The sequence below is a fragment of the Streptomyces sp. NPDC051207 genome (assembly GCF_040682395.1).
In the GTDB taxonomy this organism is placed as follows: Bacteria; Actinomycetota; Actinomycetes; order Streptomycetales; family Streptomycetaceae; genus Streptomyces.
On the sequence record NZ_JBFBAX010000022.1, the window covers coordinates 40,882 to 64,375 of the forward strand.

11 protein-coding genes and 2 pseudogenes are annotated in these 23,494 nt (G+C 72.6%); 9 read left to right on the forward strand and 4 right to left on the reverse strand.

From position 1 onward, the window contains the following. Positions 1–54 precede the first annotated feature (54 nt). The 4 genes and pseudogenes from AB0M97_RS21440 to AB0M97_RS21455 all read left to right on the forward strand — a co-directional run. Positions 55–356, forward strand: a pseudogene (locus AB0M97_RS21440) (carbohydrate ABC transporter permease); the annotation flags it as partial. A 10-nt stretch (positions 357–366) separates the two neighbouring features. Continuing rightward, a pseudogene (locus AB0M97_RS21445) lies at positions 367–1,106 on the forward strand (family 1 glycosylhydrolase); the annotation flags it as partial. A gap of 167 nt (positions 1,107–1,273) precedes the next feature. Next, on the forward strand, positions 1,274–6,763 hold the full coding sequence (locus tag AB0M97_RS21450) for an amino acid adenylation domain-containing protein (protein ID WP_365962514.1): 5,490 nt from the start codon (positions 1,274–1,276) through the stop codon (positions 6,761–6,763). Then, positions 6,760–7,899: a saccharopine dehydrogenase NADP-binding domain-containing protein gene (locus AB0M97_RS21455; protein WP_365962515.1), complete on the forward strand. Its 1,140-nt coding sequence runs from the start codon at positions 6,760–6,762 to the stop codon at positions 7,897–7,899. The genes AB0M97_RS21450 and AB0M97_RS21455 overlap by 4 nt, the downstream gene beginning before the upstream one ends. Positions 7,900–7,969: 70 nt before the next feature. Here AB0M97_RS21455 and AB0M97_RS21460 read toward each other — a convergent pair whose 3' ends face one another. Further along, positions 7,970–9,574, reverse strand: a complete 1,605-nt coding sequence (locus tag AB0M97_RS21460) for a radical SAM protein (protein WP_365962516.1) — start codon at positions 9,572–9,574, stop codon at positions 7,970–7,972. A gap of 290 nt (positions 9,575–9,864) precedes the next feature. Here AB0M97_RS21460 and AB0M97_RS21465 point away from each other — a divergent pair, with 290 nt between their 5' ends. From AB0M97_RS21465 to AB0M97_RS21485, 5 genes are all read left to right on the forward strand, one after another. Next, the gene (locus tag AB0M97_RS21465) at positions 9,865–11,706 is read left to right on the forward strand and encodes an ABC transporter ATP-binding protein (protein ID WP_365962517.1); all 1,842 of its coding nucleotides are present in this window, start codon (positions 9,865–9,867) and stop codon (positions 11,704–11,706) included. Further along, a complete protein-coding gene (locus tag AB0M97_RS21470; protein ID WP_365962518.1) occupies positions 11,703–13,412 on the forward strand; it encodes an ABC transporter ATP-binding protein in 1,710 nt (569 codons plus the stop codon). The genes AB0M97_RS21465 and AB0M97_RS21470 overlap by 4 nt, the downstream gene beginning before the upstream one ends. 55 nt (positions 13,413–13,467) lie before the next feature. Beyond that, entirely contained in the window at positions 13,468–17,991 is a 4,524-nt protein-coding gene (locus AB0M97_RS21475) for an amino acid adenylation domain-containing protein (protein ID WP_365962519.1), read from the forward strand. Continuing rightward, on the forward strand, positions 17,988–18,788 hold the full coding sequence (locus tag AB0M97_RS21480) for an alpha/beta fold hydrolase (RefSeq protein ID WP_365962520.1): 801 nt from the start codon (positions 17,988–17,990) through the stop codon (positions 18,786–18,788). Before AB0M97_RS21475 ends, AB0M97_RS21480 begins: the two co-directional genes overlap by 4 nt. A gap of 62 nt (positions 18,789–18,850) precedes the next feature. After that, on the forward strand, positions 18,851–20,449 hold the full coding sequence (locus AB0M97_RS21485; RefSeq protein ID WP_365962521.1) for an AMP-binding protein: 1,599 nt from the start codon (positions 18,851–18,853) through the stop codon (positions 20,447–20,449). A gap of 61 nt (positions 20,450–20,510) precedes the next feature. Here the strand turns inward: AB0M97_RS21485 and AB0M97_RS21490 are convergent, their stop codons facing one another. The 3 genes from AB0M97_RS21490 to AB0M97_RS21500 all read right to left on the reverse strand — a co-directional run bounded on the left by AB0M97_RS21490 (position 20,511) and on the right by AB0M97_RS21500 (position 23,170). Next, positions 20,511–21,197, reverse strand: coding sequence for a TetR/AcrR family transcriptional regulator (locus AB0M97_RS21490; RefSeq protein ID WP_365962522.1), 687 nt, complete (start codon positions 21,195–21,197; stop codon positions 20,511–20,513). A gap of 111 nt (positions 21,198–21,308) precedes the next feature. Further along, complete coding sequence (locus AB0M97_RS21495; protein ID WP_365962523.1) at positions 21,309–22,484, reverse strand: saccharopine dehydrogenase NADP-binding domain-containing protein; 1,176 nt, start codon at positions 22,482–22,484, stop codon at positions 21,309–21,311. Beyond that, positions 22,481–23,170 (reverse strand): TetR/AcrR family transcriptional regulator, encoded by a 690-nt coding sequence (locus AB0M97_RS21500; protein ID WP_365962524.1) that lies wholly within the window; start codon positions 23,168–23,170, stop codon positions 22,481–22,483. The genes AB0M97_RS21495 and AB0M97_RS21500 overlap by 4 nt, the downstream gene beginning before the upstream one ends. Positions 23,171–23,494: the final 324 nt, after the last annotated feature.

Consider the following 23,494-nt stretch of genomic DNA (forward strand, 5'->3'; position numbering starts at 1 on the left):
ATCGGATCTCCCTGCGCAGTGGCCGGGATCGCTCATCCCGGCCACGTGCTCCACAAGCGGGTCTTCACCGTCACGGTGCTCTCGACCCAGATGTTCCCCGGCATCCTGTTCCTGCTGCCGCTGTTCCTCATCTACGTCAACATCGGCAAGGCCACCGGCATCGCCCTCCTCGGCTCCCGCCTCGGCCTGATCCTCACCTACCTCACCTTCTCCCTGCCGAGGCGGCCAAGGTGGACGGCTGCGGGTCGCTCGGCGCTCTCTTCAGGGTCGTCGTCCTGGCGGCCGTCCCGGGCATCGTGGCAGTCGCGGTCTGCGCCTTCATGACCGCCTGGGGCGAGGTCCTCTTCGCCTCCGTACGCCTACCGCATGTCCATCGCCTGGCCCCGCGTCCTGCCCGCCGGCGACGGGCCGGTCAAACGCGGCCGGCCTCGACTTCTACGACCGGCTCGTCGACGGCCTCCTCGACGCCGGCATCACCCCCCAACATCACCCTCTACCACTGGGATTTTCCCCAGGCCCTCCAGGCCCGCGGCGGCTGGACCAGCCGCGACACGGCCGAACACCTCGCCGCCTACGCCTCCGTCGTCGCCGGACGGCTGGGCGGCCGGGTCACCCGTTGGGTCACCTTGAACGAACCCCTGTGCTCGGGCTGGATCGGCCACCTCGAAGGGCGGATGGCCCCCGGCCTCACCGACTTCACCGCCGCCGTGCACGCCTCCTACCACCTGCTCCTCGGCCACGGACTGGCCGCGCAGGCGATCCGTGCGGCGGCGCCGGGCGCCCGGGTCGGGCTCGTGACCAACCACTCGACCGTGGAGGCCGCCTCCACCCGCCCGGAGGACCTCGCGGCGGCCGTCCGTATGGACGGCCACACCAACCGCTGGTGGCTCGACCCGGTCTACGGCCGGGGCTTCCCCGCCGACATGCGTAAGCTCTACGGCGTCCAACTGCCGGAGCGCCCGGGCGACCTGGAGACGATGGCCGTCCCGCTCGACTGGCACGGCCTCAACTACGACTTCCCGGTCACGGTCGCCGATGACCCGGCCGGCCCCGTCCCGTACGCCCGCGAGGTCCGTCTGCCCGACGTGCCCCGCACCGGCATGGACTGACAGATCGACGCCGACGGCCTGGAGTCGTTCCTGATGCGGCTGACCGACGACTACGGGCCAGACGGACATCCAGAACTTCGCCAGTGCCGATGCACCAAGCTGACATCCTCGCGTGGCTGTTTCAGCAGAGTGCGCGCTCAAGGGGCGAGGAGGGGCGACGGATCATGAATGTCGGGGAGTTCGTGGCCGAACTGGAAACGGCCGGAGTGGTGATGTACGAGGAGGGAGGGAAGCTCCGCTATCGCGCCCCACAGGGGGTGATGACGTCAGAGCGACTGGAGACGCTCCGCACCCACCGCGACGCCGTCCTCGCTCTGCTGCGCGTCGAGGAGTACGGGCCCGCCGTCGTCGCCGATCCCGCGGCGGCGCACGAACCCTTCCCGCTCACGGATGTCCAGGCTGCGTACCTGCTCGGGCGGAGCGGGGCGTTCGATTACGGCGGTGTGGCCTGCCACGGCTACCTGGAGATCGCTCTCCCGCACTGGGGGGCCGATCGGATCGAGGAGGCCTGGAACCAGCTGATTCGGCGTCACCCCATGCTGCGCGCGGTGGTCGCCGCCGAGGGGTACCAGCGTGTGCTGCCGGAGGTTCCGTACTACCAGGTCCGTCGCGAGGATCTGCGCGGCGCTGCCGCCGAGGTCCGGGAGCGTGCGCTGGAGGCGACTCGGAGCGAGATGTCGCACCAGGTGCGGCCGACCGAGCAGTGGCCCCTGTTCGACCTGCGTGCCACCGAGACCGACGAGGCCCTGGTCCTGCACGTGGCCGTCGACCTGCTCATCTGCGACTACAGCAGTATCCGGCTGCTGCTCGCCGAGCTGGCGGACCTGTGTACGGGTACCCCGCGGCTCGAGCCTCGGGGCGGCACGTTCCGCGACTACGTGCTCGCCGCGGGCGCGGCGCGTGAGGGCACCCGCTACCGGCGCGACCGCGACTACTGGTGGTCCCGGATCGACGACCTGCCGGCCGCCCCCGACCTGCCGCTGCGCACCGACTCGCTCAGCGCCCCGCCGCGCTTCACCCGGCACGGGCTGCGGCTGACGCCCGCGCAGTGGGAGACCCTGACCCGACGCTCCACCGAGGCCGGAGTGACCGCCTCCACTGTCCTCCTGCAGGCCTTCGCCGAGACGGTCGGCCGCTGGAGCCGCCACCCCCGCTTCACCCTCAGCCTCACCGTGCAGAACCGGCTCCCGCTGCTGCCCGATGTCGACCGCGTCGTCGGCGACTTCAGCTCCACGAGCCTGCTCGCCGTGGACCTCGCCGAAGGCACGACGCTGGCCGACCGCATGCGGACCGTGCAGGGCCGCCTCTGGGAGGACATGGACCACCGGCTCTGCTCGGGCGTCGAGGTGCTGCGGGAGCTGGCCCGCCGCCGCGGGCGTGCCGAAGCACTGCTGCCGGTCACCTTCACCAGCACCGTCAGCGGCTCCGCGGGGGAGGAGTCCGCCTCCTCGCTGATGCCCGGAGGCGAGCTGGTCCACGGCATCACCCAGACCCCCCAGGTATGGATCGACTGCCAGGTCATGAACGACGCCGGTGGCCTCCTCGCCCACTGGGACGTCCGCGAGGGCGTCTTCCCCGAGGGCATGGTCGACGACATGTTCGCCGCCTTCGCCGATCTCGTGGCGCGGCTCCTCGACACCTCCGCCGTCTGGGAGGACGCCGACCCGCTGGCCCTCCCCGCCCGGCAGGCGCAGCGCGTGGCCGAGGCCAACGACACCACCGCCGCACGCCGCCACCAGCTCCTGCACACCGCGGTCGTCGACCAGGCGGAGCGCACCCCCGACCGGACCGCGGTGGTGACCTCCTCGCGCAGCCTCGGCTACGCCGAACTCCTCGGCAGAGCGCGGGCCGTGGCCGACGCCGTCCTCGACGCCGGCGGCCGGCCGGGACAACGCGTGGGTATCGTGATGGAGAAGGGCTGGGAACAGGTCGTCGCCGTCCTCGGCGTGCTGCTCGCCGACTGCGCCTACCTGCCCGTGGACACCACACAGCCGGCCCTGCGCCGGAACGCCGTACTGACCGACGCCGAGGCACACCTCGTGCTCACCCAGTCCGCGCTGCTGCCCTCCCTGGACCTCCCCGCGGGCACGCGGGAGGTCACCGTCGACACCCTCGATCCCGTCGACCCGCGGGACCGGGCGGCCCGCGGGCACCGGGCGGCGCCCGATGACCTCGCGTACGTCATCTACACCTCGGGGTCCACCGGCACCCCCAAGGGCGTGATGATCAGTCACGCCGCCGCGCTCAACACCGTCGACGACATCAACTCCCGCTTCTCGGTGACCGCCGACGACCGCGTGCTCGGACTGGCCCAGCTCGGCTTCGACCTGTCGGTCTACGACATCTTCGGCCCCCTGTCGACCGGTGGTGCGCTGGTCCTGCCCGACGCCGGGCGCCGTGGCGATCCCGGACACTGGGCGGAGCTGCTCGCGGACCACGCCGTCACCGTCTGGAACTCCGTGCCCGCGCAGATGCAGATGCTGGAGGAGTACCTCCGTACCGAACCCGGTGTGGACGTCTCCCGGCTGCGGCTGGCGATGCTGTCGGGCGACTGGATACCCGTCACCCTTCCTGACGCCGTTCGGCGCCGTGTTCCTGGGCTGAACGTGGTGAGCCTCGGCGGGGCCACGGAGGCGGCCATCTGGTCGATCTGTCATCCGGTCACCACGGTCGACCCCGGAGCGCGCAGCATCCCGTACGGGAAGCCCCTCGCCAACCAGCGCTTCCATGTCCTCGACACGCTGCTGCGCGAGTGCCCCGCCCACGTCACCGGCGAGCTGTACATCGCCGGGGCCGGCCTCGCCCTCGGCTACCTCGGTGACCCCGAGCGCACCGCCGAGCGGTTCGTGACGCACCCCGTCACCGGCGAACGGCTGTACCGCACCGGCGACATGGGCCGGCGCCTGGACGACGGTGCGATCGAGTTCCTCGGCCGTGTGGACCGCCAGGTGAAGCTGAACGGCCACCGTGTCGAGCTCGCCGAGGTCGAGGCGGCGCTCCAGACCTCTCCCGCCGTGGAGACCGCCGCGGCCATCGTCCAGGGCGAGGGCACCGCCCGCCGGCTCGTCGCCTTCGCCGAGCCCGTGCGGACCGACGCGCCCGCGCTCCCCGCCGCGCTCCGGGACAAGGCGGCCACGAGCGTCACCGAAGCCGTCCGCGCCGTGGAGGCGGACGAGGTGGCCGAGATGGTCGAACTGCTCGATCTCTCCGCCCTCCAGTCGATGGCGGTCCTCTTCCGGTCCTGCGGGCTGTTCCCCGACGCCACGGCGGAGCACACCGCCGAGGAGGTCATCGAGGCCGTCGGCGCGGCCCCCGAGAACCACTACCTCGTACGGCGCTGGCTGACCGCCCTGGAGAGGGAAGGCAGGGTGCTCCAGGACCCGGACACCGGCCGTTACCGCGGACTGCGGGAGGACGCACCGGGGGAGCACGAGGCCGTCCTGGACCGGATCGACGCGCTCGAACCCCGGATCCGCTGGGGCGCCGAACTCGTCCGCTACCACCGGGTCTCCGAGCAGAACCTCGCCCCGCTCGTGCGCAACGAGATCGACCTCAAGACGCTGCTCTTCCCGGAGGGCCGCCTGGAGACCGCCGAGGCGGCGTACCGCGACAACCTGATCAGCCGCCACAACAACGCGGTCGTGGTGGCCGCGATGCGCGAGATCGCCCAGCGGCACAACGGCCCCGACCCGCTCCGGCTCCTGGAGATCGGCGCCGGGGTGGGTGGCACGAGCACGGTCCTGGTGCCCGCGCTCGACGGTCTGAACGTCGACTACCTGTTCACCGACCTGTCCCACTTCTTCCTCGCCGCCGCCCAGGAGAAGTTCCGGGACCATCCCTGGGTCCGCTACGGGCTGTTCGACCTCAACCGCGACTACCGTGCCCAGGGCCTCACGCCGAACTCGTTCGACGTGATCCTGCTGGCCAACGTCCTGCACAACTCCGTGCACGCCGAGCACGTCCTCGCCCGGCTGCGGGAACTCCTCGCGCCCGGCGGCTGGCTGGTCTTCATCGAGGCGACCCGCGACGCGTACCACGTCATGACCTCCATGGAGTTCAACGCGGGTCTCCACGGCTTCGAGGACGAGCGCCGGGAGACGGGGCAGACCTTCTTCGGACGCGAGCAGTGGCTGCGGATGCTCCGCGAGGCCGGCGCCGAGGTCGCCCTCTGCCTGCCCGAGGAGGACAGCCCGCTGTCCCGTATCGGCCAGCACGTCTTCGCGTCCCGCTTCAAGGCCGACCGGACCCGGCTCCGGCCCGAGGCGCTCGTCGGCCATCTGCGCGACCGGCTTCCCTCGTACATGATTCCGGCCGAGCTCCAGGTCGTGGACCGCATACCCCTCACCGGCAACGGCAAGGTCGACCGCGCCCGCCTCGACGCGTGGACCGCCTCCGCGGCACGGGGGCGGGTCGACGAGGGCGGCGACGCGCCGCGCGCCGGCATGGAGCGGACCCTGGCCGCGCTCTGGGCGGACGTGCTGCCGGTCACCTTCGTGGGCCGCGACGCCAACTTCTTCGATCTCGGCGGCGACTCGCTCCTCGTGGCGCGGCTCGTCACCAAGATGCGCGAACGGCTTCCCGAGGCCGCCGACCTGGAATGGGACGACCTGCTGCGCCTGGTGATGAACCGGCCGACCGTGGCGGCGCTGGCCGAGCACCTCGGCGCCACGCGCGGCGGTGTCCCGGGCCTCGCCGGGGCGGCCTCCGCCTCACCGCTGGTCCGGGTCAGCGACGGTGCCGCCGGTGCGGCGGACACCGCCACCCGGGTCCTGGTGCACGACGGGACGGGCACCCTCATCCCCTACCGCGCGGTGATCGGCGCACTGAGGGACCGGCTCCCCCTGGCCGGTCTCGTCGTCGACGACATCGAGGCGTTCCTGAAGGCGGATCCGCGCACTCAGGTGGCGGAGCTGGCCGACCGGCACGCCGGGGCCCTGCTCGCCGAAGGGCTCGGGCGGATCCACCTCGTCGGCTACTGCATGGGCGGTCTGCTGGTGCCCGAACTCGCCCGCCGGCTGACCGCCGCCGGCGCCGAGGTGACCGGCCTCACCGTCATCAGCAGCTACCGGGTGCCGTACCTCGTGGAGGACGACCTGCTGGCCGAGTACATCTTCGCCCGGCTGATGCGGGCGGACCCGGTCGGACTCGGTTACCCCCGGGACGAGTCGGCGACGCGCGAGCTCGTGCGGGCCACCACCGAGCACTTCGCGAACACAGTCCCGCAGGGCAGCCTCGTCGACCGGCCGGAGTCGGCCCTGACCGGGCCCGGACGGGAGGCGCTGCGGGTCTTCCGGGCGCTCGCCGAGCGGTCCCAGGAGGAGCGGCTGCGCGCCATCGGCGCGTCGATGCCGGTGGGGAACGCCGAACTCCGTTCCGAGGAGCGGCTGTCGAGGCTGTACCGCATCGTCAAGCACAGCCTCGTGTCCGTCGCCTCGCACGAGGCGACGCCCTGCGAGCTGCCTGCGACGTTCGTCCGCCAGACGGGCGAGGCGGAGATCTTCCCCGGCATGCACCGTGACATGACGGACTACTGGCAGCAGGTGTGCGGCGCGGGACTGCGCGTCGTGGACGTGCCCGGTGACCACTTCAGCTGCGTCCAGCTCCCGAACGCCGAGGCCGTGGCGCGCGCGCTGCTCGCGGAGGACGGCCGGTGAGCGGTGAGGCGCCCCTGATCGGCGTCCTGGGCGGGTACGGAGCGGTCGGCGCGGCCGCCGCCCGGGTGCTCGCGGCCGAGGGAGAGTTCCGGCTGAGGATCGGCGGGCGGGACCCCGAGGCGGCGGAGCGCTGCGCGGCCTCCCTCGGCGGGGCCGCCGAGGCGAGGGAGGCCGACGCCCGGTCCGACGCGAGCCTCGAACGGTTCGCCCAGGGCTGTGACGTGGTGCTCCACTGTGCGGGGCCCGCCTACGAGCTGGCCGACCGTCCGCGCCGGGCGGCGGCCGCCGCGGGGGCCGACTACGTGGACGTGATGGACGGCTGCGGCCCCGCTCCCGCCCCGGCGGGCGAGCGTACGGCGGTCCTGTCGGCCGGTCTCTCGCCGGGCCTGTCCGGGCTGCTGCCCCGGCTCCTGACGGACGGGCGGGCCCCGCTGGGGGCCGCCCGGTTCACCGGATATTACGTGTCGCTCGGCGCGTTCACCCGGACCGGTGCCATGGACTACCTGCTGAGCCTGGACCGCGGTTACGGCACACCGCGCGCCCAGTGGCGCGACGGGCACGTGGTGCGCGGCGTGCTGCGCGGCGCTGAGGAGCGCGTGGTGGCGGGTGTGCCGCATCCGGTCACCGTGTACCCCTATCTCACCCAGGAGCTGGTGGGCCAGGCCCGCGCCCTGGGCCTCGCCGAGGCCCGCTGGTACAACGGCTTCGACGGTCACCACCTGCTCGACGCGCTGAACCGCTATCGGTCCGGCGACGACCGGGCGGGCGGTCTGGAGGCGCAGGCGGCCGGCGTGGTGCGGGCCAGCACGCTGGACGCCCTGGGGCGTTCGCCGTACCACGTGCTGTGCGGCGTCCTGGAACGGCCCGGCCCCGAGGGCGCCCCGGTGCGCCGAGCGGTGATCCGCGGCGCGGACGGCTCGGCGATGACCGGCGTGGTGGGCGCGGTCGCGGCCCGGGAGGTAGCCCGGGGACGTGTGCCCCGGGGCGTGCACCGGGCCGCGCAGGTGCTGCCCACCCGAGGCGTCATGGACGCGCTGGGGCGGCATCTGCCCGACACGGTCGTCACCTTCTCCGACGACGTACCCGCCGCGGGCGTGGTCTCCGCGGACCCGGTCATGGAGGTAGGCGTGCTGTGACGCGCCCCGGGACAGACACGACGCGCGGCGGGCCGGGAGCCCGCCGCGCGTCGTGTCCGAGGTGCCGGTGTCAGACCGGATCGCAGGCCAACCGCCGACCCGGTGGGGCGAGTTCGACACCGAAGTCCGTCAGCCGGTGGAGGCTGTCACGGATGACGGCGGCCCCCTCGTCCGGGTCGGTGTAGTCGAGGGGCGCCATGGCCATCCGCTCCAGGCACTTCTCCACGGCGATGTTGGTGGCGTGGTCGTGACGGGGCATCAGCCAGTGCTGGTAGTCGTGCTGCCAGAGACTGAGCACGGTCTTGTCGTTGGTGAGCCGTACCTTGTCGAGGGTCTCCTTCTGCAGCCGGGCCGCCTGCGCGCTGTCCATGCCGATGTGGGACCAGGGCGAGGCGGGATCGGTGGGATCGTCCGCCACGATCTGCAGTTCCTCCCGGTCCTGCCACAGCGGCATGGTCTCGTCGGTGATGGAGAACTTGGAGAGCGCGTAGTGCCCGGAGTACTCCCGCAGGAGGTAGTCCTGCGTGTCCTGGAACATCTCCGGGTCCTCGCCCGGGTAACCGACGATGAAGAGGCCGTAGTACGACATCCCGCTCTGGCTGAGCAGCTCGACGGCCCGACGGTTCTGCTTGACCGAGACCCGCTTGCTCATCCGCTTCAGCGTGCGGTCGTTCATCGACTCGAAACCGATGTGCAACTGGAAGCAGTGCGAGGCCGCGAGACCGGCCACCACGTCCGCCGAATTGAGCGTGTTGGCGCGGCTGAACCCCTCCCACCTCGGTACACCTGAATTCGGGAGGATCTCCAGGAGGCGACGCAGCCGGGTCGGTGGAATGGTGAAGGTCGAATCCATCGCCGAAATGACGTCCGCGCCGTTCCGGTCGGCATAGGAGATCCAGTCGTCGCGTATCTTCTCGGCGGATTTGTATCGCCATTTGGGTGAAGCCGCGGGGAACGAACAGAATTTGCAGTCGAATGGACAGCCCCGCATGGACTCGTAGGGGACGATCGCCTGATCGCCGAGGACCTGCGGCGACGGGAAGTCGTCGATGTCGACGTACTCGACCGGATTGACGCGGATGGTGTCCCCGTCGCGCCACACGAGATTCGGCACGGCGCTCAGCTCGCCCCGGCCCGCCAGCGCGTCCAGGGTCTTGGGCAGGGCGATCTCGCCGTCGCCGCGGACCACCGCGAGGATCTCCGGGAAGTCCCGCATGGCCGCCGTGAACTTGAGGTTGGTGAACTGCCCGCCGGCCACGATCGGCGTGCCGGGGAGGTTTTCCCGGACCCACCGCACGGCCGAGCCCAGGATCGGGCCGTTCCAGATGTACGTGGTCGACAGGAGCACCACGTCGACGTCGCCCTCCGGCGCCTTCGCGTGACCCTCCCAGACGTCCCCTAGGTCCAGGCGCTCGAAACTGTGGCCGCTGCTCTCGAGGATCGACAGGAGGGTAACCGTCGTCAGGTGGGGTGTCGTGGCCGAGCGCGGCCTGAGCAGGGCGTACTCGCGCCCGTGCTGGGTGAAGGCGAGCCGCCGCAGATCGAGGTCCGCGCTTCCGGCCCTCCGGAGCATCTCCCGGGCCGCGTCGGAGGGGTTCGCCGTGAAAAGCGATCCCTCCAGATACGGCGAATTGAGGTTTGCGGGCCCGAGCCCGCTCAGCAGTAGAAAGCGCACGCGTCCCAGCTCTCCTGTGGTGAGGGTGATGGCCGCCCCGGACAGGGGTTCACACGATCATTTCAGGCCACTTCTGGGCATCTTCTGGATGGAATCTCCGCGCCGCGATTCGCCTGCCGGCGCGGGCGCCAAGGACCCCGGAAGCGGCCCGGCGGCGTTTCTCGGTCCGCTTGCGAGGCCGGTTCTTATACTTGTAAAGTTATTGCTGTCTTCATGGATCTTGCCGTCCGGTCGTGACAGCGCTGCCCGCTCCCTGATCGGACGGTCGTGCCTGAAAGGTGGGGAATCCCATGGCCACGGCAGAGGGTCTGCACAGCCGTGTCGATGGTGGGGAGGTGGTCGACGGCGGCGGTCCGGAGAACGACCCGGGAGGTCCGGCCGCGACCTCCCGACAGGTGCTCCTGCGCCTACTCCGCCCCTACCGCACCAGCCTCGTCGCCGTCTTCGTCCTCCAGATCGTCAGCTCCCTCGCCGGCCTCGCACCGCTGATCGCGGTGGTCGAACTCGGCCGTGTGCTGCTCGCCCCCGGACCGGTGGACCACGGCGCCGCCTGGCTCGCCGTCTGGCTCGGCGTCGCCGGCCTGCTCGTCCGCGTCGTACTCGCCGCCGCGTCCGGCGGCATCGCCCATCTCGTCGACGGCCGGCTCCAGCTGTCACTGCGGCGGCTGCTCGCCCAGCGCCTCGGCAAGGTGCCGCTCGGCTGGTACTCCCGCCGCAGCTCGGGCGAGATCAACGGTGTGGTGCAGGGCGACGTCGACCAACTGCACCACCTGATCGCCCACACACCCGTCGAGGCGACCTCCGCCGTTGTCGTCCCGCTCGCCTCGTTCGGGTATCTCGCCTGGGTGGACTGGCGGCTGACGCTCGTCGCACTCGTGCCGGTGCTCCTGGGCCTGCTGCTGCAGCGCCTGCTGCAGAGCGAGGACCGACAGCGCGAGGGCCGCAGAATGGGCGAGGCCATGGGGCGCATCGGCGCCGCCTCCGTGGAGTTCGTCGAGGGCATCTCGGTCGTCAAGACGTTCGGCGGTGGCGGGCAGGCCCACCGGCGCTACCGCAAGGCCGCGGACGACTTCGCCGACTTCTTCCTCACCTACGTGGCGGACGCCGCGGGCCTCGCCTCGCTGGCGGCCCTGGTGCTCTCCCCGCCGTTCGTCCTGCTGCTCGTCTTCGCCGGCGGTACGGCACTGATCGCGGCCGACGCCATGCCCCCCGCCGATCTGCTGCCGTTCCCGCTGCTCGCCGTCGCACTGACCGCGCCCATCGCCGCGCTCGGCCACGGCCTGGACAACGTGCACGCCGCCGAACGGTCCGCCGAGCGGATCCGGGACATGCTGAACGTACCGCCGCTGTCGGAGCCGGTCACGCCGGCCGAACCGCGCGGCGACCGCGTGGAGTTCCGCGGCGTCGACTTCGCCTACGACTCCGGCCGCCCGGTGCTCCAGGGGATCGACCTGGTCCTCGAACCGGGCACCACCACCGCACTCGTCGGCCCTTCGGGCGCCGGAAAGTCCACGCTGGCCCAACTGGTCCCGCGGTTCTCCGACCCGACCAGCGGGTCCGTGCTCCTCGGCGGCGTCGACCTTCGCGACATCCCCAGCGAGCGGCTGTACCGCCACGTCTCGTTCGTCTTCCAGGACGTCCGGCTGCTGCGCGCCAGCATCGCCGAGAACATCGCCCTCGCCGTCCCGGAGGCCGACCGCGCCGCCGTCGAGCGGGTGGCACGCGTGGCGGGCATCCATGAGCGCATCCAGGCGATGCCCCGCGGATACGACTCCGTGATTGGCGAGGACGTGGGACTCTCCGGCGGCGAGGCGCAGCGCCTCTCCATCGCCCGGGCCCTGCTCGTCGACGCCCCGGTGCTGGTCCTCGACGAGGCGATGTCCTTCGCCGACGCCAAGACCGAGGCCGAGATCCGCGCCGCCCTCGAGAACCTCGTCCAGGGCCGTACGCAACTGGTGATCGCCCACCGGCTGGAGACCGTCGCCCGGGCCGACCGGATCGTGGTCATGGAGGAGGGGCGGATCGTGGAGAGCGGTACCTACCACGAACTGCTGGCCCTGAACGGGAAGTTCACCGCCATGTGGCGTGCCCGGCGCGCGCGTGCCGGCCAGAAGAGGGAGATCCACCGATGATCAGGCTGCTGCTGAGGGTCCTGGGCGAGCGGCACTCGGGCCCCCTGCGTCGCGCCGTGGCGCTCATGTCCGTCTGCGCCGTCGTGGAGGGCCTGTCCTACGCGCTGCTCATCCCGCTGCTCCGGGCCCTGCTCGACGGCGACGCGCAGGACGCCTGGCCGTGGCTGGCCGCCTTCGCCGTGGCCGTCCTCGTGACCTCCGTGCTCGGCTACTTCAGTGACAAGTCCGGGTTCCGCACCGGCGGTGAGCTCTCCCGAGGCCTGCACCACCGCCTCGGCGACCACCTCGCCAGACTGCCGCTGGGCTGGTTCACCCCCGGCCGGATCGGGGACGTCTCCGGGCTCACCAGCCGCAGCGTGATGGAGGTCATGTCGGTACCGGCCCACCGGCTGCGGCCCCTGATCAACGCCACCCTGATCCCGCTGTCCGTGGTCGTGGTGCTCTTCTTCTTCGACTGGCGCCTCGCCCTCGCCGGCCTCGTCGCCGCCCCGCTGATCGCCGGAGTGCAGCGCTGGACGTCGAAGGCGACCGCCCGCCAGGACGCCGAGCGGGCGCGCAGCAGCGACGAGGCCGCCGGCCGAGTCGTCGAGTTCGTCCGCGCCCAGCCGGTGCTGCGCGCCGGCGGCCGGACGGGCGAGCGCTTCGGCCTCCTGGACGACGCACTGCACGAGCAGTGGCGCAGCGGCCGGCGCGCGGCCCTCAGCGGCGTGCCCGGCATGCTCGGCCTGACCTTCTCCGTCCAGGCCGTCTTCACCGCCGTCCTCGCGCTGGGCGTGTATCTGACGCTGGACGGCGGCCTCGGCGCCCCCGAGCTGCTGGCGATCATGGTCCTGGCGGCACGCTGTGTCGAACCCCTGCTGTCCCTCGCCGATTTGGGCGGCATCATGCGGGTCTCCCGGGGCGAGCTGGAGCGCATCGACGCGGTCCTGACCGAGCCCCCGCTGCCGCGCGCCGAGCGGCCGGCGGTTCCGGCCCACGACGGCGTCCAGCTGGAGTCGGTCAGCTTCCGGCGCGGTGACCGCCAGGTCCTCGACGGGCTCTCCCTGAACGTCGAGCCGGGCCGGCGGGTAGCCGTCGTCGGGGCCTCGGGCGCCGGCAAGAGCACCCTGCTCCAGCTCGTCGCCCGGTTCCACGACGTCGACTCGGGCGTGGTGCGCCTCGGCGGGGTGGACGTACGCGACATCGACAGCGAGGAGCTGATGTCCCGGCTCTCCATGGTCTTCCAGGACGTCTACCTCTTCGAGGGCACCATCGAGGACAACGTCCGCATTGGCCGGTCCGACGCCACCCCCGAGGAGGTGCGGGCGGCGGCCGCGGCGGCGTCCCTGGACGAGGTGGTGGGTCGGCTCCCCGACGGCTGGGCCACCCAGGTCGGCGAGGGCGGCGCCGCGCTGTCCGGAGGCGAGCGGCAGCGGGTCTCGATCGCCCGCGCCCTGCTGAAGGACGCCCCCGTGCTGCTGCTCGACGAGGCCACCTCGGCCCTCGACCCGGAGAGCGAGGCGGCCGTTCAGGAGGGTCTCGACCGGCTCATGGCGGGCCGTACGACCATCATGGTCGCCCACCGCCTCAGCACCGTCGAGAGCGCCGATCTGATCGCCTTCCTGGAGGACGGCCGGATCGCCGAGCAGGGCACGCACGAGGAACTCGTCCGGCGCGGCGGCCGGTACGCCGAATTCTGGACAATCGCCGCGCATGTGGCGGCCTGAAGGCACGATGGCGAGTGCTCGTCCGTCACACACCGTCCGACACACGGGGGTAGGGATGTCACGCAGTACGGCAGGGCAGCAGGTGGATCTCCGCAAGGAGGTCGCCGCGCTCCTCGGGGTCGAACTGGGCCCCGAGGACGATGACGCGAACCTCTTCGAACTGGGCTTACAATCACTCCAGTTGATGTCCCTGGTGAACCGGATGAACCGGTCCGGCGCGGGCGTCGACTTCACCGAGATGGCCCAGGACCCGCGGCTCCGGGCCTGGTACGGACTGCTCGCCTCGCGCGGGGCGGCGGGCGAGCCGGAACCGGGGGCGGAGCCGGAGCCCGCGCCCGGCTCGGTCGCCCCCGTCGACGAGCGCGCGCCGTTCCCGCTGACCGCCGTGCAGCAGGCCTACTGGATCGGCCGCGGCGCCGACCGGCCCCTCGGCGGTGTCGGGTGCCACGCCTACCTGGAGATCGACACCCGGGACGTGGTGGCGGACCGCCTCGAGCGGGCCGTTGCCGCTCTCGTCCGCCGGCACCCCATGCTGCGCGCCTCGTTCACGGACGACGGAACACAGCGGATCGCCGAGAGCGTCACCTGGCCGGGCCTGACGGTCCACGATCTCACGAAGCTCCCGGCCGGGACCGCCGAAGACGCCCTGCTGGATCTGCGGAAACGTCTCTCCCACCGGGTGCTCGACGTCGCCGCGGGCGAGGTGCTCGACGTCCAGCTGAGCCTCCACCCCGGCGGGACGCAGCGCATCCACGTCAACGCCGATCTGCTGGTCGCCGACGTGCACAGCATCCGAGTGCTGCTCTCCGACCTGGCAGCGCTCTACGCCGACCCCGCGAGCACCGCCGAACCGCGGTACACCTTCCCCCAGTATCTCGCCGACACCGCCGCGTCCCGGGCGGCCAGGCGTGAGCGGGCGCGGGAGTACTGGCAGCGGCGCCTGCCGGAACTCCCCGGTGGGCCCGCCCTCCCGCTGGCGGTGGACCCCGGCGAGATCGGCGTGCCGCGTTTCGCACGGCGGAGCCACACCCTGACTCCCGAGGAGTGGCGGGTCCTTCAGCGCCGGGCCGCCGAACACGGCCTGACCCCGGCCGTGTTACTGGTCACCGCCTTCTCCGAGATCCTCGTGCGATGGAGCGGACAGCAGCGGTTCCTGCTCAACATCCCGTTGTTCGACCGCGACCAGGACCTCCATCCCGACATCGAGCGCATCGTGGCCGACTTCACCAGCCTGCTGCTCCTCGAGGTCGACCTGCCCGCGGACGCCGGCTTCGCCGACCGGGCCCGCGCGATCCAGCTGCGCCTGCACGACGACGTCGGCCACGCCGCGTACACCGGCGTCGACGTGCTGCGCGACTTCGTCCGCACCGACACCGGGACCCCGCGTACGGCGCCCGTGGTCTTCGCCTGCAACCTCGGCGCCCCGCTGGTGCCCGACGACTTCGCCGCCCGCTTCGGCGAGCTGTCCTGGATGATCTCCCAGACCCCCCAGGTCTGGCTCGACCACCAGGTGTACGGCACCCGCGAGGGCGGTCTGCTGCTGGCCTGGGACGTCGTCGAGGCGCTCTTCCCGGAGGGCGTGACCGCCACCATGTTCGCGGCGTACACCAGCCTGGTGCGGCGCCTGGCGACCACCGACTGGAACCTCCCGCCGGACATACCCCTGCCCGAGTCCCAGCTGCGATGTCGCACCGAGGTGAACTCCGTGACCCGGCGGGAGAGCGGTCGTCTGCTGCACCAGGCGTTCTTCGAGCGGGCGGCCGACCGGGCCGGGGACCCCGCGCTGCTGTGGGGGGAGGACGGCCGTCTCAGCCACGGCGACCTGGCGGACCGCGCTCTGCGCGTGGCCGGTGCGCTCGCCGCACGGGGAGTCGGGCCGGGCAGCCCGGTCGTCGTCACCGCGCCCAAGGGTCCCGACCAGATCGCGGCGGTGCTCGGCATCCTCGCGGCGGGCGGCACGTACGTACCCGTCGGCGTCGACCAGCCCGCCGAGCGCCGGGACCGCATCCACGCACTGAGTCGCTGTGTGCTCGTCCTGGACGGCACCGGGGCGACGCCGCCGGCGAGGTCCGCGGCCCCCTTCCTGTCCCTCGCCGAGGCCCTCCGGGCGGCGCCGCTGGACGCCACCGTGGAGGTGTCCGTCGACGAGACCGCGTACGTGATCTTCACCTCCGGTTCCACCGGCACGCCCAAGGGCGTCGAGGTCAGCCATCGTGCCGCGGTCAACACCGTCGAGGACATCGACGAGCGGTACGGTCTGGGGCCGGCGGACCGCGTCTTGGCCGTCTCCGCCCTGGACTTCGACCTCTCCGTGTGGGACGTCTTCGGCCCGCTCGCCGAGGGTGGCGCCCTCGTGCTGGTCGACGAGACCGACCGACGCGACGCCCACCGGTGGCTCGCGCTCTGCGAGCGCCACGCCGTCACCGTGTGGAACTCCGTGCCCGCGCTGATGGACATGCTCCTCACCGCGTCCGACGGGGCGCGTCTTCCGGCGCCTCTGCGCCTCGCGCTGCTCTCGGGCGACTGGATCGGCCTCGACCTGCCCGGGCGGCTGGACCGCGCGACGGACGGCCGATGCCGGCTGGTCGCCCTTGGCGGCGCCACCGAGGCCGCGATCTGGTCCAACGCCCACGAGGTGACCGTCGTGTCCGCGCACTGGCGCTCCATCCCGTACGGCAGGCCGCTGGCCAACCAGCGGTTCCGGGTCGTCGACCCGCACGGCCGGGACTGCCCTGACTGGGTGCCCGGAGAGCTGTGGATCGGCGGAACCGGCGTGGCGCAGGGATACCGAGGCGACCCCGAGCTGACGAGGGAACGTTTCCCCCGGGCATCGGACGGGCGTTGGTACCGCACCGGCGACCAGGGACGCTACTGGCCGGACGGCACGCTCGAGTTCCTGGGCCGCATCGACCACCAGGTCAAGATCAACGGCTTCCGGGTAGAGCTGGGCGAGATCGAGTCCGTGCTCCAGGCCCACCCCGCGGTCTCGCACGCCCTCGCCGCCGTCGTCGGTGACCGTACGCGGGAGATCGCGGCGGCCTTCCTGCCCGCCCCGGCCTCCGCACCCGCCCCGGGCGAGGCCCGGACGCCGCGAGGCGCCGACGGGCGGGAAGTCCCCGAGCGGGAAGCGGAGCTGACCGAGACGCTTCTCGCCGCGCTGTTGGACTCCCTGCTCGGCCCCGGTGAGCGGCCCGTCGAGGTGAGCGCGCTGCCCGTGGCGGAGACAGGCCGCCGACTGTTCGCCGGCTGGCTGGACTTCCTCCAGGAACGACAGGTCCTGACCCGCTCGGCCAGGACCGTGGCCCGCGGCCCCCGCTGGGCCCTGGTCCGCGACGGGTCACGGGCCGGCGCACTACGCGACCGGATCGCCGGCAGCCATCTCCAGCAGGTCGTGGACGGCTGGGCCGGGGCGATGCCCCTGCTGACCGCGGTGCTCGCCGGCACGGCGGACACCGACGCCCTGGCCGACGACCCCGTCCTGTCCCCCGACGGGCTCGCGCTCCGACTGCCCGGTGTCGGCGCCTGCCTGGACGCCGTGGCACAGGACATGGAGGCCTTGTACAACGACGGCGCCCGGACGCTCGACGTCGCCGAGTGGGCGGGCGCGGGCGGCCGGAACGCGGCTGCACTGCTGGAGCGGCTGAAGCCCGGCACGGTCGACTACGTACTGCTCGACGAGCGGGAGGCCCGGACCGCCGCCGCCGAGGCCCGGCTCGCCGGTTCCGGGCACCAGGTACGGACCGCCCGGCAGGACGCCTTCGCCGTACCCGAGTCGAGACTCGCCGCCTTCGACGTCCTCGTGGTGAACGACGCCCTGGGCCGGGAGCCGGATCCGGACGCCGCCGCGCGGGTGCTGGCCCTGCTGGGCAGACCCGGCAGCCGGGTGTTCCTCGTCGCGAGGGAGACGGCCTCCCCCCTGGCGGTCCCGACGGTGCCCACCCCGTCCCCGGCCGCCGACGTGCCCCGGTGGCTGCGAGCCCTGGAACGAGCCGGGTTCACCCGTGGCGAGCTGTCCAGGCGCGAGCCCGACGGCGTGGCGCTGATCACCGCTCGGCGCCCGGACGCGGACGACGCCGACCGTGTCGCCGACCCGTCGACGCTACGTTCCTGGCTCGCCGACCGGCTCCCGGCCCACATGATCCCCGGCTCCCTCGTCGGCCTCGCCGAACTGCCGTTGAGCGCCAACGGCAAGGTGGACCGACAGCGGGTGGAGCAGGCCCTCAGGCACGCCACAGTCCCGGCCGGGGGCGTCGAGGACCCCCCGCGGGGTCCCGTGGAGGAAGCCGTGGCGGAACTCTGGGCACGCGTCCTCGGCACGCCCGTCACCGCGCGTGGCGCGGGCTTCTTCGCCCTCGGCGGGGACAGCGTGACGGCGACCCGTCTGGTGGCCGCCATCCGCGGCCGGCTGGGCGTGGAACTGCCGATGCGCGACATCCTGCGGGCCCCGACCGTGGCGGGAATGGCCGCGCTGGTGAGCGAGCTGAGGGCCCGGCGCGGCCTGGACCAGGACCCGGGCAACGACGGTCCCATGGGGGCGGCGGGCGGCCCGTCCGAGGAGTTCGAGGAGGGCGAGCTGTGATCCCGGCGGACCACCGTGCGTCCTCCGCGCCACGGCTCTTCTCCCGGCGCGCGCACGCGCGCTCCCGGCTCGTCTGCTTCCCCCACGCCGGCGGCGCCGCGGGTGGCTACCGCGGCTGGTCCCTCGACGCCCCCTGGGACGTCGAGGTGCGCGCGGTGCAGTACCCCGGCCGCGGCGACCGCTTCGACGAGCGGGCCGCCACCGACATGGAAAGCCTTCTGGACGACCTCGTCCCTGGACTGACCAAGGGGTTCACCGGCGACGAGCTCGCCTCCTGCGTGTTCTTCGGGCACAGCATGGGCGCGTCCGTGGCCTACGAGGCCGCGCGCAGGCTCGCCCTGACCGGCCGCCCGCCGGCGGCGCTCGTCGTCTCCGGCCAACCCGCCCCGCAGCGGACCCGGGGCGGCGATCTCCACCGCGCCACCGACGCCGAACTCCTCGCGGACCTGAGAAGGCTCGGCGGGACCGCCCGGGACGTCATGGACAACGACGCGCTCCTGGAGGCCCTGCTGCCCGCCATCCGCAGCGACTACCGGGTCATCGAGACCTACAGGCCGTCGCCCGGTCAGGTGCTGGGCATCCCGGTGACCGTGCTGTACGCCGATGACGACCCGGAGGTCACCGCGGAGGAGGCCGCCGCCTGGGGCGAGGTCACCGCCGGGCCCTGCGAGGTGGAGGTCTTCACGGGCGGCCACTTCTATCTGGAGACCCGGCGCGCGACCGTGCTTCCGCGCGTCTTCGAGGCGGTACGGGCAGCGCTGCCCGAGACCGCCACCGCCTGGCCGTCCACACCGTGAACGCACCGTCGGACGACGGCAGCCGCACACCATTTCCGTCAACGGACAGAGAGAGGATCCCCATGCTGGAGGGCTGCGAGCCTTGGCCTGAATCGGCGGTCCGCACGTACAGGGAGCAGGGGTACTGGAACACGGACATCCTCGGTACCTGGACCGCGCCCGCACCGGAGCGGCGGTTTGGGACCGCGCTGGTGACGGCGGCCGGCAGCGTGACCCACGAGGAACTCGACCGGGCGGCCGACCGCATGGCCGCCGGCCTGCTGCGCGCGGGCCTGGCGCCCGGCGACCGGGTCGTCGTGCAACTCCCCAACGACGTGGACCTCGTGGTGCTGAGCCTGGCGCTCTTCCGGACCGGCGTCCTGCCGGTGTACGCCCTGCCCGCACACCGCTCGACCGAGATCACCCACCTCGTGGCCACGTCCGGGGCCGCCGCCTACGTCTGCCCGGAACGCGCCCTCGACTGCGACTTCCGGCTCGTCGCCCGGGAGGTGCTCGACCGCACGGAGAGCCTCCGGCACGTATTCGTGGCCGGTGACCCGGGCCCGTACACCGCTCTGTCCTCCCTCGACGCCGATCCCGTCGCCCTGCCCGCGCCGGACCCCGAGGACGTCGCCCTGTTCCTCCTGTCCGGCGGCACCTCCGGACCGCCGAAGCTGATACCGCGGACGCACGCGGACTACGCGTACCAACTGCGGGAGACAGCGCGGCTGTGCGGAGTCGGGCCGGACAGCGTCTATCTCGCGGCGCTGCCCGTGGAGCACAACTTCGCGCTCGGCTGCCCCGGCGTCCTGGGCACGCTCCGCGCCGGAGGAACGGCCGTGCTCGCCCCGGCTCCCACCGCGGACGTGTGCTTCCCGCTCATCGAACGGGCCGGTGTGACGATCACCTCGCTGGTACCCCCGCTGGTGCCGCTGTGGCTCGACGCGACCGAGTGGACGGACCACGACCTGTCCTCCCTGCGGGTCGTCCAGGTGGGCGGCGCCCGGCTCGCCCCGGAGACGGCCCGGCAGGTGCCGAAAGCCCTCGGCTGCACCCTCCAGCAGGTGTACGGGATGGCAGAGGGACTGCTCAACTACACACGGCTCGACGATGCCGAGGACGTGATCGTCCACACGCAGGGGCGACCGCTGTCCCCGGCCGACGAGGTGCGGGTGATCCGGGAGGACGGGACCGAGGCCGGACCGGGGGAGACGGGCGAGCTGTTCACCCGCGGGCCCTACACCCTGCGCGGCTACTACCGCGCGGGGGAACGCAACCTCACCCGGTTCACCGAGGAGGGCTTCTACCGCACGGGCGACCTGGTGCGCCGCACCGCGGAGGGCAACTTCGAGGTCGTCGGCAGGATCAACGACGTCGTGAACCGGGGCGGGGAGAAGGTACCGACGCTGGAGGTGGAGGAGCATCTGCTCGCCGCCTTCCCGCTGCTGGGAGCCGCCGTGCTCGCCCTGCCCGACCCCCTGATGGGGGAGCGGACCTGCGCCTGCGTCGTCCCCAAGGACAGCGCGCACCCGCCGGCCCTGCGGGACGTGCAGGCCGCGTTCAAGGGCCGAGGAGTCGCCGCCTACAAGGTGCCCGACCAGCTGGTGGTCCTGGAGCGGCTGCCGATGACTGGCGTCGGCAAGGTCGACAAGCGGGCCCTCCGCGCGCGCCTGGAGACCTGAGAGAACCGCGGCCGTCGGCCCGGAGCACCGGCTATGGCACGCCGGTGATCCGGGCCCGCGGTCATGTCGCCCTCCGGGCCCCACCCGCCCGCGACAGCAGTCCGTCGACGATGGCCACCAGACCCTCGCGGTGGGTGTCCCGGGTGGTGATCTCGTCCCACCGGTCGGCGAGCGAGGCGAGCCGGGGGAACTCCTCCGGCGTCAGGGCGGCGAACGCCTTGTCCCGGTGCGGCGGCCGCTCCAGCCCCGCGTGGTGCCGCTCACGGTTCACCCGGATGGTGAGCTCGCCCGCCGTGTAGTACCAGATGACGCGGTAGGCGTAGACGGCCTCCTCCGGGCTGAGTCCGCACTGGATCCCGGCGTCGATCATGTTCTCCACGATCCACAGCGCGGACACGGCCATCAGGTCGTCGGAGGCGAGGACCTCCACGATCCACGGGCACTCGGCGAGGATGTCGTGCAGCGCCTGGCTCGCCGCGATCAGCCGTTCACGCGGCTCGGCGGGCAGTGGGAGGCGCGGGAACCGCTGGGCGTGACGTTCGAGCAGCAGGAGCAGCAACTCGTCCTTGTCACGCACGTAGTGGTAGAGCGCCATCGCCGTGCTCGAAAGCTCCTGCGCCAGCCGGCGCATCGACAGGTTCTCCGGCCCCTCCTCGTCCAGGAGGCGCTGGGCCGCCGTGAGGATGGCCTCCTGGGACAGGCGGGGCGGACGGCCGGTCCGGCCGGTGCGTCGGGTCTGAGACGTCATCCCTGTGTCTTCCTGTTGCTCGTGCCGGGGGCGGAACGGGGCGTCGGTCGTGGGCCGGTGGCGGCCCGGCCCGCATACGCGGACGCCCGGCCATGCCGTCGGCCGGCGGCCTCATCCGGGGCGCCGGGCGGCCGGCGGCGCCGTCGTCGTGCCCGGCTCGCCGGTCGGGACCTCCGTCGTCCGCGCCGTCGCCCGCGGCAGGTGACGCAAGATCCAGTCGGCGGTGTCCCCGGGGGGCAGCGTAGCCGCCATGACGTGGACACCGGACGGAACCCGGCCCCTCGTGACCTCGTGCACCGTGATCGAGGCGATCACCCCCACCAGTCCTGTCACGTCGGTGCAGTGCAGGAGCGCATTCCTGCGTACGGGGGTGCCGTCGGCTGCCAGTCCCTCAAGTGTGCCGTACAGGACCTGGTACGGGGAGCTCCCGGCGGCATCCCGCAGACTCGCCTTGGCCAGTTCCCGGGCGGCGGCCATGAGCGCCCCGCCGTCGCCGGCCGCCGGACCGCGCAGGGCGAACCGGTCCAGGAAGGCGGGCACACCGGGGCCCTTCAGCACCTCGTGCCAGCTGGCCTCCTCGAGTCTCAGGAGGTAGGCCTGTTGCCGGAGTTCCTCGGGGAGCACCCGGCGGACGGCGACGGCCTGGGCCGGCGGTGCCGTCGGCGACGCGAACGCCTGTGGCACGGGAAGGGCTACCTCGTCCCGCGGGCCTTCGCCGTCGCACGTACCCCGGTCCTGAGGATGCTCGTCGCCGGGGAGGTCGACCGCCCGGCGTTTGGCGAGCAGACAGGAGACCGCCGTATGGGACGGGATGGCACCGAGGCCGCCCCACCAGCCACTGAAGCGGGTCGCGGAGTCGAGCCCGTCGGCCAGCCAGCGCGGCACCCAGCCGGCCAGGGTGCCCGAAAGACCCGTGAAGAGTACGGCCGAGCAAGGCCCCGTTGGAGTGCGCGAGCCGCCGTCGTCCGTCATGCCCACGTAGTGGACGCCGGCCGCGAGGACCGCGGCGCGGACCCGGCCGCGGAGGGAGAACGCGGTTCCGGAGCAGTCGAGTATGGCGGCACAGCCGCGGGTGAAGTGCATCAGGCTCTGGCTGTCGCGGGCGTCGACCACCGCGGCCTCCGCGCGGTCGCCGAGCGTCCGGGTGAACCGCCAGGCCCGGTCGGCGGAGCGCCCGCCGATCCGCAGCCGGTAGCCGCCTTCGGCGGCGAGGAAGCGGGCCGCGGCTGCGCCGACGCGCCCGTACGCGCCGAGGATCCCGATCAGGGGTGCCGTGTCGATGCTCATGCGTGTTCTCCGGGGTCTGTCGGACGCCCGCCGAGCAGTCCCTCGACGATGTCCTCCAGGGCCACTCGGTGGGTGTCCCGCGCGGTGAGCGAGGGCCAGCGGTCGGCGAGCGAGGTGAGACGAGGGAAGGCGTCGGGCGACAGGGTGGCGAAGACCTGTTCGCGCTGAGTGGGGCGGGTCAGTTCGGCGTGGTGCCGGCGGCTGGCCGTGCGGATCAGGAGGACGCCGACCGTGAAGTGCCAGATGGCTAGATGTGCCTGGGCCGCCTCTTCCAGGGTGAGACCGCATTGGACGGCCGCGTCGAGGAGCGCCTCCATGACCCACAGCGCGGACACGGCCAAGAGATCGGGAGAGGCCAGGATCTCGTTCAGGAAGGGGTACTGGGCGAGGACGTCGTGGAGCAGTTGGGCGGCCGCGAGAAGTCTCTCGCGCGGGTCCTCGGGCAGGACCGGCCGGTCACGGCCCTGGGACCGGGAGGCAACCAGCAGGAGCAGCAGCTCGTGCCGGTCGCGCACATGGTGGTAGAGGGCCATCGGCGTGATGGACAGCTCCTTGGCGAGCCGTCGCATCGACAGCCGCTGGGGTCCCTCGCTGTCGAGGATGTGCAGCGCGGCCCTGACGATCGTCTCCTGCGAGAGGGGTGCGGACTGGCGCGCGCCGCCTCTACGTCCGTTCCGGGGCTTCATCCCTGCTTCTCCCATCCGAGTCGTGGAGCTGCCCGTTCCGCGCTCCGACCGCCGAAGGATCGCTGCGCTGTGCTGGGCTCTTGGGGCGGGGGTGACAACGACGAGAGGCCGGGCTACAGTTATTGTACGCGTACGACTTACAAGTACAAAAACCCTGGGGGATCCAATGAGGGAGCCGAGACGGAACCGGGAGCGGGGTCGGCCCGTGGTGACGCCGGCCGGTGCGGTGGGGGGGCCGGCGCCTCGATGAGACGACTCTGTCGCGTGCTGCCACGCGTGGCGCGGCAGGCGGAGTCCGGGCGGCCCGGCCACTCCCCCGTGCAA

Coding starts and splice junctions, on each gene's coding strand:
- AB0M97_RS21450 (WP_365962514.1), top strand. CDS start 1,274: ATGAATGTCGGGGAGTTCGTGGCCGAACTGGAAACGGCCGGAGTGGTG.
- AB0M97_RS21465 (WP_365962517.1), top strand. CDS start 9,865: ATGGCCACGGCAGAGGGTCTGCACAGCCGTGTCGATGGTGGGGAGGTG.
- AB0M97_RS21470 (WP_365962518.1), top strand. CDS start 11,703: ATGATCAGGCTGCTGCTGAGGGTCCTGGGCGAGCGGCACTCGGGCCCC.
- AB0M97_RS21475 (WP_365962519.1), top strand. CDS start 13,468: ATGTCACGCAGTACGGCAGGGCAGCAGGTGGATCTCCGCAAGGAGGTC.
- AB0M97_RS21485 (WP_365962521.1), top strand. CDS start 18,851: ATGCTGGAGGGCTGCGAGCCTTGGCCTGAATCGGCGGTCCGCACGTAC.
- AB0M97_RS21490 (WP_365962522.1), bottom strand. CDS start 21,197: ATGACGTCTCAGACCCGACGCACCGGCCGGACCGGCCGTCCGCCCCGC.
- AB0M97_RS21495 (WP_365962523.1), bottom strand. CDS start 22,484: ATGAGCATCGACACGGCACCCCTGATCGGGATCCTCGGCGCGTACGGG.
- AB0M97_RS21500 (WP_365962524.1), bottom strand. CDS start 23,170: ATGAAGCCCCGGAACGGACGTAGAGGCGGCGCGCGCCAGTCCGCACCC.